The 11,853-nt window shown below is 59.0% G+C and carries 14 protein-coding genes; 7 read left to right on the top strand and 7 right to left on the bottom strand.

Annotated elements, in window-relative coordinates; translation table 11 throughout:
• Positions 1-245 precede the first annotated feature (245 nt).
• A complete protein-coding gene (locus NT179_02125) occupies positions 246-680 on the top strand; it encodes a CBS domain-containing protein (protein MCX5720814.1) in 435 nt (144 codons plus the stop codon).
• A 73-nt stretch (positions 681-753) separates the two neighbouring features.
• On the opposite strand, the gene NT179_02120 is transcribed toward NT179_02125, so the two are convergent.
• The 3 genes from NT179_02120 to NT179_02110 form a co-directional block, all read right to left on the bottom strand.
• On the bottom strand, positions 754-1,266 hold the full coding sequence (locus NT179_02120) for a MogA/MoaB family molybdenum cofactor biosynthesis protein (protein MCX5720813.1): 513 nt from the start codon (positions 1,264-1,266) through the stop codon (positions 754-756).
• Between the two features lie 17 nt (positions 1,267-1,283).
• Positions 1,284-1,610 (bottom strand): (2Fe-2S) ferredoxin domain-containing protein, encoded by a 327-nt coding sequence (locus NT179_02115; protein MCX5720812.1) that lies wholly within the window; start codon positions 1,608-1,610, stop codon positions 1,284-1,286.
• A gap of 130 nt (positions 1,611-1,740) precedes the next feature.
• Positions 1,741-2,187 carry a gamma-glutamylcyclotransferase gene (locus NT179_02110; GenBank protein ID MCX5720811.1) on the bottom strand — a complete coding sequence of 149 codons (447 nt, stop codon included), beginning with the start codon at positions 2,185-2,187 and terminating at the stop codon, positions 1,741-1,743.
• Positions 2,188-2,372: 185 nt separating this feature from the next.
• On the opposite strand from NT179_02110, the gene NT179_02105 reads away from it, so the two are divergent.
• Positions 2,373-2,855, top strand: coding sequence for a hypothetical protein (locus NT179_02105; GenBank protein MCX5720810.1), 483 nt, complete (start codon positions 2,373-2,375; stop codon positions 2,853-2,855).
• On the opposite strand, the gene NT179_02100 is transcribed toward NT179_02105, so the two are convergent.
• Complete coding sequence (locus tag NT179_02100; protein MCX5720809.1) at positions 2,845-3,168, bottom strand: Rieske 2Fe-2S domain-containing protein; 324 nt, start codon at positions 3,166-3,168, stop codon at positions 2,845-2,847. The genes NT179_02105 and NT179_02100 overlap by 11 nt on opposite strands.
• A 166-nt stretch (positions 3,169-3,334) precedes the next feature.
• Between NT179_02100 and NT179_02095 the strand changes: the two genes are divergently transcribed.
• Positions 3,335-3,880 (top strand): HNH endonuclease, encoded by a 546-nt coding sequence (locus NT179_02095; protein ID MCX5720808.1) that lies wholly within the window; start codon positions 3,335-3,337, stop codon positions 3,878-3,880.
• A gap of 144 nt (positions 3,881-4,024) precedes the next feature.
• On the opposite strand, the gene NT179_02090 is transcribed toward NT179_02095, so the two are convergent.
• On the bottom strand, positions 4,025-4,474 hold the full coding sequence (locus tag NT179_02090; protein ID MCX5720807.1) for a hypothetical protein: 450 nt from the start codon (positions 4,472-4,474) through the stop codon (positions 4,025-4,027).
• A gap of 141 nt (positions 4,475-4,615) precedes the next feature.
• Here NT179_02090 and NT179_02085 point away from each other — a divergent pair, with 141 nt between their 5' ends.
• The 4 genes from NT179_02085 to NT179_02070 all read left to right on the top strand — a co-directional run bounded on the left by NT179_02085 (position 4,616) and on the right by NT179_02070 (position 10,136).
• Entirely contained in the window at positions 4,616-5,275 is a 660-nt protein-coding gene (locus NT179_02085; GenBank protein MCX5720806.1) for a bifunctional precorrin-2 dehydrogenase/sirohydrochlorin ferrochelatase, read from the top strand.
• A 67-nt stretch (positions 5,276-5,342) separates the two neighbouring features.
• Positions 5,343-5,651, top strand: a complete 309-nt coding sequence (locus NT179_02080; GenBank protein MCX5720805.1) for an MTH1187 family thiamine-binding protein — start codon at positions 5,343-5,345, stop codon at positions 5,649-5,651.
• Positions 5,652-5,818: 167 nt separating this feature from the next.
• Positions 5,819-8,725: a response regulator gene (locus tag NT179_02075; protein MCX5720804.1), complete on the top strand. Its 2,907-nt coding sequence runs from the start codon at positions 5,819-5,821 to the stop codon at positions 8,723-8,725.
• A gap of 13 nt (positions 8,726-8,738) precedes the next feature.
• Positions 8,739-10,136, top strand: a complete 1,398-nt coding sequence (locus NT179_02070) for an outer membrane protein transport protein (protein MCX5720803.1) — start codon at positions 8,739-8,741, stop codon at positions 10,134-10,136.
• Between the two features lie 22 nt (positions 10,137-10,158).
• On the opposite strand, the gene alr is transcribed toward NT179_02070, so the two are convergent.
• Both alr and frr read right to left on the bottom strand, forming a co-directional pair.
• The gene (gene alr, locus NT179_02065) at positions 10,159-11,274 is read right to left on the bottom strand and encodes an alanine racemase (protein ID MCX5720802.1); all 1,116 of its coding nucleotides are present in this window, start codon (positions 11,272-11,274) and stop codon (positions 10,159-10,161) included.
• 14 nt (positions 11,275-11,288) lie between these two features.
• Complete coding sequence (gene frr / locus NT179_02060) at positions 11,289-11,852, bottom strand: ribosome recycling factor (GenBank protein ID MCX5720801.1); 564 nt, start codon at positions 11,850-11,852, stop codon at positions 11,289-11,291.
• Position 11,853 lies beyond the last annotated feature (1 nt).

Below are 11,853 nucleotides of genomic sequence, written 5' to 3'. Positions count from 1 at the left end.
TCTCGGCTCATCAAAATCCTCAACGTACCGATTGAGATTGTCGGAGGTCGGAAGTACTGGAGGGGTTTTTCCGTTCGCCAAGAACCATTGTACAGGCGAACGGCCCACACGAAGTGCGGTCGGTACCTCCTCAGGTTTTGATTCGCCTGCGGCCTTGCCGGAAGACCGTTTTGACCATCCGTAGGGAAAGTCGTAGGAGTGGTGCTCTTTCCTGAGAGCCTATCTGTAACCGAAAGGAGTCAGCGATGTCCACCGTGGCAAAGATCATGAGCAAGCACCCCAAGACCGTGGGCCCTGGTGTGTCGATTGTGAGCGCGGCGAAGAAAATGAAGGCTGCGCGGGTCGGCTCGCTGTTTGTGAAGAAGGGGAAGAAGCTGGTCGGGATCCTCACCGATACGGATATTGTCCGCCGCGCTGTTTCGTCCAACAAGCCGCTCGGCAAGATGACCGTCGAGATGGTTATGACGACCCCCATTTGCACGATCGAAGGGAGTGAGTCGGTGAACGATGCGCAGGACATGATGGGCGACCTGGGTGTGCGCCATCTCGCTGTGACCAAAGCCGGGGAGATCGTGGGAGTCGTGTCGGTGCGGGATGTGATGATGTTTTATAAGCGCTATGCGCAGTCCGAAATTTCACCGGAGGTGAAGTACTCGGAACCAAAGATCGGGCAGGACTGAGGAAAGTGCTGGGTGCTGAGTCCTGAGTCGCTGAATCCATCTCAGCACTCACGTCGCAGCACTCAGCACTATTCTATTTGCTGAGTTCTTTGACGAGGTGGCCGAGCTCTGGAAGGATGAGTTTTTCCATCGCCATCCGGACGGCGTTTTCGGAGCCGGGGGTGGAGAACAGGATGCGGCCCTTGATGATGCCGGCTGTGGCGCGGCTCATGATGGCCGGGGAGCCGATGTCCATATAGGTTAGGTAGCGGAAGATTTCGCCGAATCCCACCAGCCGTTTTTCCAACATTGCATCGACCGCTTCGAAGGTTGAGTCCCTCTTCGAAATGCCGGTGCCGCCATTGATGATGATGGCCTGGACGGCATCGTTTGTGAGGCCTTCTTTGATCCGGTCCGTGATTTGGGCCGGCTCATCCTTTACTAAATGGTAGACCACGACTTCATGCCCGAACTGCCGGAGCAGTTTGTGGATGGCCTGTCCGCTGGTATCGGTGTCGGGGGTTCTGGTATCGCTGCAGGTAATGACCATGCACCCAATGGATTTGGGTGCATGGGATTTGTGCTCTTGGTGTGTGGCGCTGGCCATGGTTCAGGAGGGAGTCCTTACTTCCAGACTGAATCAGGGTTCAGCGTGGCGGCCGGTTTTCCGCCCTTGATATGTTCATCGATGATGGTCGCGACGTCTGCTTCCGTCACCTTGGAGTACCAGGTAGCGTCAGGATAGACGACGACGGTCGGGCCCTGCTCACAGGGGCCGAGGCAGGAGGAGCCGCTGACGATGACGTCGCCAGGAGTCACACCCTTCTGCATGAGGCCCATGTTGAAAGCCATGAGGAGGGAGGCCGATCCGGCGCTGCCGCAGGATGGCTTGGGGTGTCCCGGAGGACGGGAATTGGTGCAGACGACGATGTGATATTTCGGCTTTGGCATGGATTCTCCTGGTTAAAAGAGCGAATGGCTTATAGCTTATCGTATGAGATCGGATCTGAGTCTGCACCATCAGTCAGTGCCTATTCCGGTCCCGCCATCAGCTATATGCTATCGGCCATAGGCTCTTGGTTTATTGCGCTGGAACGAACGACTTCCACATATCGAGAGCCTCTGTCGGCAGCTTCCAATGCTTGACGCCCTTCATCACCCAATCGAGATAATGGGCTTTGGGTTTGAACTTGCCGATCGGGGTGGCGGCATAGGTGGTGACGAGCATCTTCTCCCCGGCTTCCGTTAGCACGGTGACTTGGACCTGGCGAAATGCGCTTTGGGGGACGTCCTCTTCGAATTGGTCCATCAGCTTGAGGTCTTCGTCGGTGACTTCGAAGACCGCGCCCCAGACCTGTTCCCCTGGTGAGGGGGCCACGCTGGCGAGGCCGCAGCGCCATTGCGCGGACCAGCGGCAGAACTTGATCGTGTGTTCTGGGAGGGTGGCCAGCAGGAGGAACTGATGTTCCGGCGCGCGACGTTTTAGTTGTGTGGGGTTGAGATGGTCCCCGTAAAGAAAGAATTTCATGGGTGCTTCACCGCCCAAGGGTACATGTCTGTCGACTGGAGCAATATTTGTAGCATAACCACTTTCACCCGCACAAGCACAGGCCGGGCGGTGATTTGAGGAGATGCGCGCTGTTTGACATCGTGCCGCCGCTCTTCCTAAGATGCAGCGCGTCTTTTTTTACGAACCTTGTTCACAGGATGGCTATGTCAGAGAATCGTTTCTCGTTTTCGGTCGTGAAAGTCATTCATTATGTGGTCGTGGCCCTGCTCGCGCTGGGCGCTGCCTACTATATTTGGTTGAAGCCTCCGGCGCTCAATCCCATCACCGATCCCCGGGGTGCTGAGGCCCTCGCGCTGGTGCAAACCCACCGGGCGCAGGGCTATCCTACGATTCTTCAGGCCATGACGGAGCATGTGCGCTCGATGAGCGAACGTAACCGGGTCGCCCGGCTGGGTGAATGGCGGGTAAAGCCGGTGGAGGGGGATCTATACGAGGTGCGGGTCCAGTTGCGAGACCAAGGGGTCACTGGGCAATGGTTCGAGCGGGAATTCATTTGGCATGCCAATCTCTCGTTGAAGAAGGTCAATGCCGCGTCGCTTCCCGCCGATGGTATTACGCCTAAAGAGCCGGATCCCGAACCGACGGGTTTGCCAGCGCCTCCCTTGCCGTTCGGTCCTAAGTATTAAAGTTCTCCGGCAGTGCGACCTGTACCTGATTTCCTTCGATCCGCACGAGACAGCGGGCGACGGTGATGTCAGGATTCTCCGGTCGTTCCCCTGTGCGCAGATTGAATTGCCAGCCGTGCCACGGACATTCGACGAGACAACCATCCAGATGGCCTTCGCCCAGCGGTCCTCCCGCATGGGGGCAGGTATTGTCGACGGCGTAAAACGATCCCTCGACATTGTAGAGCGCGATCCAGATCCCTTGGACCTGGACGGTTCGTCCGGTTCCCGGGGGAATCTCCTCGACCGTCGCGACGGTCATAAACTCAGGCATGGCGCTGATCCTTCTTTTTTGCTGATCCCGGAAGATTGGTATCTTCCCGAGACCATTCAATGTCTTGATTTCGAGTGAGGCTTATGGCATAGACAGAGGTACGCATCTGAAGACGAAACCCAGGCCTTCTCGCAGAAGGAGCCTCGGTGAGGGATGAGGTTGCTGCATGGAAATGACTCTCCTGCTCAACGCGACGTACGAACCCCTGAGGGTCGTGCATTGGCAAAAAGCGATCGCGCTTCTCTGGCAGGGTAAAGTCGAAGTCCTCGAGGTCTACGACCGAGAGGTCCACGCGGTGTCGATTTCCTTCAAGCTTCCCTCCGTCATGCGTCTCCTCAAATTGGTCCGGCTCAAGGATGCCCACCGGGCGGTCAAGTTCTCCCGCATCAATATCTTTACGCGAGACGGCTATGCCTGCCAGTACTGCCGGCACAAGTTCCGGACCGAGGAGCTGACGTTCGATCATGTCGTGCCCATCGCGAAGGGTGGACGCAAGACCTGGGAAAACATCGTCACGGCCTGCTGGCGCTGCAACAACCGAAAGAGCGGTCGCACGCCCGATGAAGCCGGCATGAAGCTCATGAAGAAACCGATCAAGCCTCGCTGGAGTCCCACTGTCACCATTACCATCGGGATCAGGAATGCGCCGGAAAGCTGGCGCGACTATCTCTATTGGAACTTGGAATTGGATGCCGACCCCGCAGAAACCTAACCAGGCTGTTGAAACAAGCTTTCAGCTTCGTTCTCGCCTCGAAAGCATCCTCAACGTACCCCAGAGGGTACGCCTCCGGTGCTTTCATCGACTGCGGCCTTGCTGAAAACTTGTTTGAACAGCCTGACCGTTATTCTGTATTCGTCAGTGCACCGTATCTAAGATAATTTCGAAATCCCGTCCGCCAGGCAGCGTCGGGTTCTTGGCATAGCGGCCTTCGATGTCGCCTGGCTGTGCCGGGCCTGCCTGTCCATCCCGATCCAACCGGGCCATCACATCCAGCATCCCGCGCAATTCAGAGCCCTGCACCATCACATCGGCGTTGGTGAGCTCAAAGGCTACGGGGAACTGCGGGTTTTCGATCCGCTTGGCCGCGACGGGCCTGGCGCCGCCGGGCCTTTTGACGATGACGAACAGGACATCGGTGGGGCGGACCTGATCGGCCAGGGCCTGCGTGATCATGACGCGACCGGCAATCACGGCTTCGCCGCTTTCCGGGTCGCAACTATGGGCCAGGCCAAGCCAGGCTGCCATGGCGGCGAGACCGATAATGCTGCCAGCCAGTCCAAGTGTACGGAGGTTGTATGCGGCCATGGGTACGGTTCCTTTGCGAAGGTGAAGGGTGCTAAACCCGCCTATTATAGCGGGGGGCTGTAGAAAAGGGGAAGGCACGGTTTACGCTGCAAAACAGGGTGTGTATGATAGGCCCACTATTGTGAATTGGGAGGAACTATCATGGCTGCAAATTCTGGCTATCCGTTGTCTCTGGATGTGAAAGGTTACCCGGTGCTGGTGCTCGGGGGAGACGAGGAGGCTGCGGAAAAGACTCAGCAGTTGTTGGCGGCAGGGGCGAAAGTGATCGTGGTGGCTCCGTCGCTCAACGACACGCTCAAAGAATTGGCTGCGTCGGCGAAAGTCGTGCACCGTGGGCGCCATTTCCGAGACACGGATTTGGAGAGCGCGATTCTGGTCATGAACATGGTTCGCGGGGATCGTGATTTCGCCAGGGCGCTGTTCGCGAAGGCGCGCGAGAAGAAATTCTTGCTCTGGTCGGTCGATCAGCCGGAATCCTCCACGGTCAGCATGCCGGCGGTTGTGGCCTGTGGCCATTTGCGCATCGCTATCAGCACGAGCGGAGTGGCCCCGGCCTTGTCCGGTTTTATGAAAGAAGATATCGAGAAGATCTTCGGCGACGAGTTTGCCGTCTTTGTGGAGTGGGTTGGCCAACTGCGTGAGCAGACCAAGGCGGATGCGCCGGATTTCGAGAAACGCCGTGATTTGTTGCGTGAGGCGCTGGACGGGTTCCGCCTATTGGGCAAGATTCAGTATCCGAAAGTCTGGCTGGATGAACGGGCCAAGCTGAATGTGGCGTCAGGCGTGAAGGGTGAAGCGTAAGGCGTAAAAGGCAAGACGTGAAACAGAAGACGTAAGACGTCTGGCGAAGAAGGAAAAGGGGACTGCCATGGTTCTGCTCGAATTCAGTATGTCGCCCTTGGGCAAGGGAGAGAGCGTGGGCAAGTATGTGGCGCGCTCGCTCGATATTATCGATAAAAGCGGAGTGGATTATCGCTTGAACCCGATGGGGACGGTGCTCGAAGGGGAATGGGACGAGGTCTTTGCCGTCGTCAAGAAATGTTATGACCGCATGAAGAAAGATTGCGGCCGTATCTCCTGCACGATCAAGGTCGACTACCGGAAAGGCCGGGCGGGGCGGTTGCAGAGTAAAGTGGCGAGCGTCGAGTCGAAGCTGAAGCGGGCGATCAAGCAGTAAGGCCCGCTGCCGTTATCCGTCGGTTTCCGTTTTCTCTGAAGAGGCCGGGTCGGCGCCCTGCCGACACCGGTCAAGGTGGCGCCGATGCCTTGTCTTCCTTCAGAGCCCCACGTGCGTATCGACATCGTCACGCACGATATTCCCTACATGACGCGATGGAGGATGCGATGAGTTCTACTCACGCGGAGATCCAGCTGCTGCCGAAGGACCGCACGATTCTTGAGCGGGAGGTCATGGAGTTCCGTCCGTTCGGACTGGACGAACAGGGCCACACGATCCGAGATCTGAGCGGGATGAGTATTCGGGCCGCCATCGTCCATCTCGATAAGTCGTTGTCCCGTGAGCGGGGGGCCGTCGCCGGGAGGCAGGCGGTGCTGGAGCTGTGCCGGCTGTTGAATCAGCGCATCAAGGATCCGGTCTATTATGTGACGCTGGAGTTTCTGAAGAATGCCTGGAACAGTTATTCCTACGAGTTCACGGCCTACCTCTACGAATTCTGCGAGCGTCTTTCCGGCGATTCTCGATTTGTGTTTCGGGCCGGGATGGAGAAGGCGTCTCCGATCATGCAGGTGCTCGCCAGGCCGTTTTCGCTATCGCAGATTTACAGCATGTTTCCCTATTTCGGAAATAAGTTCGCGTCCGGTTCGATCGAGTGCCGGGTCGGCGAGGTGACGGCGAGCTCCGCGGTCCTGGCGATGAAGTATTCCGACCGGACCCTTGATCAGTTCGGCCCCTATCGCCGGCGGTGCGCGCATCTGATGTGCCAGGCGGCCCAAGGCATTATGGCGGCCGTGCCGGTTCGCGTGCATGGTCTCCCGCCCGCCACCCTGACGGAACTGTCGTGCATCGCGAACGACGACGAGTGGTGCCAATGGGCGATCCGATGGTCCGCTGCGGGGGAGGGGCCCTGGAGCCGCAAGATCTGGCAGGTGGCGGAGAAGCCGGGAGCAGATCAGGCGCCGGGATCGGGAGCAGGTGTGCAGGAACCGCTCGAGCACGTTCCCGCGAAAGAGGCCGTCCGCGACCGAGGGGGCTCGGCGCTGTCGTTCGCTGTAACGGTGGGCGGCGCACGATCGAAGCGGCATATGCCATGGTATGTCTGGAGCGCGCTCATCGGACTGGCGCTGGCCGTCGGCCTTCGCACGTTGAACGCCTCGGTGAGCGTCGGCGAAGTCCTGCTGATCGGATTGGCGCCGCTGCTGGTTGCGGAAGCGCTGCTCAACCGCCGTCTTCGGGTCGAGAGCCAGCAACGCGAAGCCTTGATTCATGAACAGATCGGTTTCGTGGAAACACGCCATGAAGAGCTGCGCGAAGCCTACCTGGCGCAGGAGCAGACGCGCGTCGAATTGCGCCGAAAGGTAACGCAGCTGACGGCGCTCCATCGAGCCGGCTTGTTGTTCGGCTCGACGTTGGATCGCGAGGCCTTGATGCAGAATGTCTTGGAGACCCTGACCTGCGATCTCCAGTACGACCGCGCGATGATTTCCTTCTACGATCCGGTTCGCCACGTCGTCGGGGATGCGCGGGTGCGCGGCGTGTCGCCCGAGGTGCAGGCCTTCGCGCGCGCGCGTGAGATTCCCGTTACCGACCCCCTGAGCCCGGAAGGCATCGTGCTGTTGCAGGGGCAGCCGGTGCTGATCGGGGATGTGCGGGCGGTGTGGGGTCGCCTGCATCCATTGAATCAACAGCTGGCCCTCCTGACACAGACCAAAGCGCTGATCGCGGTCCCCTTGAAAGTCAAAGGCCGGATTTTCGGAAGCCTGACGGTCGATCGGATACAAGAACATAGTCTGGCCCATGACGACCTTGAGCTGATGATGACGGTTGCCCATCAAGTCGCGATCGCGCTCGATAATGCCTCTGCCTATGAGCAAATCGAAGCGTTGAATGTGGGGCTGGAAGCCAAGGTGCGTGAACGTACAGCTGAGCTGGAGCAGGCGGATCGCTTGCGGTCTCAATTCCTCTCACATGTCTCGCATGAGCTGAAGACACCCTTGACCTCGATTAAGGGGTTTTTGCAGAATCTGCTGGATGGATTGACGGGGCCGCTCAACGAGAAACAGCAGCGCTACTTGTCCCGGATGCAGGAGAATGCCGACCGGTTGATCCGCATGATCGAGGATTTGCTCGATCGCACGAGGATTCAGTCCGGGCGGTTGGATTTGACGCCGGGCGAGATCGATCTGGGTCGTTGTGTGGCGGATGCCGTCGAGCAGTTGCGTCTGTTGGCCCAGGCCAAACGGCAGACCTTGGAGACGATCGGTCTGCCTGTGCCGCTGATGGTCTGGGCGGATCGGGATCGGCTGATCCAGATCGTCACGAATCTCGTCCAGAATGCGGTGAAGTTTACTCCGGAGGGCGGCAGTATTATTGTGATGATCGGACAGGAGACCAAGACGCTTGCCCGCGTGTCCGTGCGCGATACCGGGCCCGGCATTCCGAAAGAGTTGCTCGGTCAGATTTTCGATCCGTTCTTTCGTATCAAACAGGTCAGGGCCGGAACGAAGGGGCTCGGCTTGGGTTTGTCGATCGTGCGCACGCTGGTGGAGTTGCAAGGCGGAACGATCATTGCGAAGAGCGACGTGGGGCAGGGAGCGGAGTTGTTGTTTACGGTTCCGTTGCTGCCCATGGCGGTGGCGCAGCCAGTTGGTGCAGCGGCGGAGGCGGCGCATATCCTGGTCGTCGATGACGATTCGGACATTCGCCAAGTGCTGCAAGATTATTTTCGAGGCAAGGGGTATCGCGTCCAGGTGGCAGTCGACGGAGTATGTGCCTTGGAAGCCGTGCGGGCCGACACGTTCCAGGGGATCATTCTGGATATCGGCCTCCCTTCGATGGATGGGATGGAGGTGCTCCGGCAAATCAGGAGATGGGATCAGCAGACTCCGATTGTGATGGTCACTGCGTCCGGCTCCAAAGATCTGGCGGTGCGCGCCATCGGCATGGGGGCACAGGCGTATCTGCTCAAACCCTTCGCTGTCGATGAACTGCAACGGATTGCCGACCATTGGTTTCGGCCATTCGAGCGATCGCCAGCGGAACCTTCCGCGAGCGAACCATGCACGGGCGAGTGAACGAGGGGGCGCGATGGGGACGAGCATGTTGTCTGGGCAGTGGCGCCAGGCTGGATTCTCGCAGGGGATGTGGATGCGCTGGATGGTCCTGGCATGGTTGTGTCTGAGCTGGTTGCCGGAGATGGCCTTAGCCCAGGTGCCCCGTATTCAAGGGCAGGGAACCGCTGCCTCTGCGATGGGCAATGCCTTTTCCGCCCAAGCCGACGACCCCTCGGCGCTCCATTACAACCCAGCCGGAATGACGCAGTTGCGAGGCGTTCAATTCATGGCGGGGGCGCTCTTTGCCGGAGGGTCCACGAACTTCACGAGTCCGACTGGCGCGACGGCTCGTGGCGACCGGAACGGGAGCGCCGCCTGGCCCCCTCCCACGCATCTGTTTATCACGGCGAACCTGAAAGACATTGGGCTGACGGCTCTGGGCGATTTCACGGCTGGAATCGGGGTGACGGTGCCCTTCGGCTCGCTGACCCGCTGGCCCAACGACGGCCCCTTCAAGACCGCCACGACCTTCAATACCATGCCGCTGCTGGATATCAAGCCGACCATCGCCTACAAGGTGACGGAGAACCTCTCGCTCGGGCTGGGCGCGGATATTTATACCTTTAGCGGGCTCATCGGCGAAGGCCAGCTTGAGAAACATTCGGTTTCCTCTGCCGGAGTGAAAACGGAACTCGCGGGGAAGGACACGGCGGCTGGTTTCAACGCCAGCCTGCTGTATACGGCCCTACGCAATCCCGATGGCAAGCCGGTGGCGAATATCGGTCTCGTCTATCGCAGCCAGGCGACGCTGCATTTGACCGGGGCCTTATTGAACGATGGAGCCAAAGTTTCCGATGCCAGCTCCACTTTCGTTTTGCCCCAAATCATCACGGGGGCGATTGCAATCTGGCCGGTCCGGACCAGTGAGCGGGAGTGGAAGCTCGAACTGGATGTGGACCATGTCGGGTGGAAATCGGTGCGGAATCTTGATGTGAGGTTGGGGACAGGGGCGACGATTGCCAAGCCGCAGAATTGGACCAATACCTATGCGGTGATGGTTGGAACCGAATATAAATGGCTGGCGCTGGAGTCGCTCCCACATTGGGATGTGGCGCTGCGGGCCGGCTATACCAATCAGCAGAACCAAATGCCTGATGTGACCTATGATCCAGGGATTCCCTCTTCGGATCTCCACATCGTGGGGGGAGGAGTGGGATTGCTGTGCAAGGAGCAGGGCTCGTTTCTGGGGCTGATGCGCTGCGGAGACCTCGGTGTGGGCTGGCTCAAGCCGAAAGCGATCGGTCTCGACCTCTCCTATCAAGTGGCGTTCTACGAGGACCGCACGGTGGCGGGCAATCGCAACCCGACTGTCAATGGCACCTACCAGACGATGCTCCATAACGGGAGCCTGTCGATTCGCGTGATCTATTAGCGGATGGGCTGGAGCCCTTGCGTCAGGCCGATTCGTAGAGGCGTGGAACGCGGGAGCCGATCCCGCAGAGGACTTCATAGGGGATCGTGCCGATCAATCCTGCCACTTCATCAGCTCCGATGGATTCTGTTCCCTGCTGACCGATCAGAGTGACGGTCTCGCCGATCTGCACCGAGGGGAGGTCCGTGACATCCACCATGATCATGTCCATGCAGACCAGCCCGACGATCGGGGCGCGTGTGCCTTGAATCAACACAAACCCGCGATTGGAGAGCAGCCGGCTGTAGCCGTCTGCGTAGCCGATGGGGAGGACCGCAATCTTCGTCGGCCGCTTGGCCACGAAGGTTCTGTTGTAGCTGACGGTTCCGCCTTGTGGAATCGTTCGCAGTTGGGCGATTGTGGTTCGCAGCGAGAGGACTGGCGTGAGCGCCGGCGTGGGCACTGAGTCCGGCAAGGTGTGATAGCCATAGAGCATGATACCGGGGCGCACGAGCGAAAAGTGGGCCTCGGGAAACCGGACGATGGCGGCGCTATTGGCCGCATGCACCAGGGGCAGGGTGAGGCCTCGTAGGCGAATCTGCTCCAGCATGGCATGGAATGCGCCAAGCTGTCGTTCCGTGAAGGCACTGTCTTCTCCATCTGCGTCGGCCAGGTGGGTCATGACTCCCTCGACCTGGAGGGGGCTCCGCAAGATCTGGTCGTCGAGAATGGTTGGCAGCTCGTCCATGGAAAGCCCCAGCCTCCCCATGCCTGTTTCGACCTTGAGATGAATCTGGTAGAGGGCCGGATGAGCACGAACGGCCTTGGCCAGGGCGGGCAAGATGCGCCCATCGCTCACGACCGGTGTTAATCGGTGAGCTACCAGGTCGACGATCTGTTCCTCGAAGAGCGCGCCGAGAATGAGGATCGGAGCGTTGAGGCCGGCTTGGCGGAGTTGGATGCCTTCATCCAGGGAGGCGACGGCAAATCGCTCGACTCCCTGCCTGGCCAGCGCTTGCGCGATAGGGACAGCCCCGTGCCCATAGGCATTGGCCTTGACGATCGCCAGGACCTTGCAGGAGGGGGACAGATACCCGGTGATACACGAGAGATTGTGGGCGAGCGCCGCGAGATTGACGGTGGCGTAGGTAGGTACCAAGGTGGAAATGGCGGTCAGACTTCCATGATTTCGTGTTCTTTTTTCTTGACCACGTCGTCGACTTTTTGAATGTATAGATCGGTCAGCTTCTGGGTGTCGATTTCGGCTTTCCGCAGATCGTCTTCGGTGAGCTTGGCATCCTTTTGCAGTTTCTTCAACTCTTCGTTGCCATCTCGACGAAACCCTCGCACGACCACTTTTGTATCTTCGCCGTGCTTCTTGCAGATCTTACCGAGGTCTTTGCGGCGCTCTTCGGTAAGGGGCGGCAGGGGAATGCGAATGATCTTGCCGTCGTTGGACGGGGTGACGCCGAGGGTTGACCCTGCCAGGGCCTTTTCAATTTCCTTGATGAGGGCGGGCTCCCAGGGTTGGATCGTGATGAGGCGCGCCTCCGGGGTCGAAATATTGGCCACCTGCTTGAGCGGGGTCATCGTGCCATAGTAGTCCACCCGCACACCGTCGAAGAGGGCCACAGAGGCTCGTCCTGTTCGCAGGCCGGCTAAATCGCGCTTGAGATGTTCCAGCGCGGACTCCATCTTTTCCGTGATTTTCTGGTGTATGGCGGCAGGATTGGACATG

It is taken from the genome of Nitrospirota bacterium, assembly GCA_026387665.1.
GTDB lineage: Bacteria > Nitrospirota > Nitrospiria > Nitrospirales > Nitrospiraceae > Palsa-1315.
This window is presented reverse-complemented; position numbering and strand designations above follow the sequence as displayed.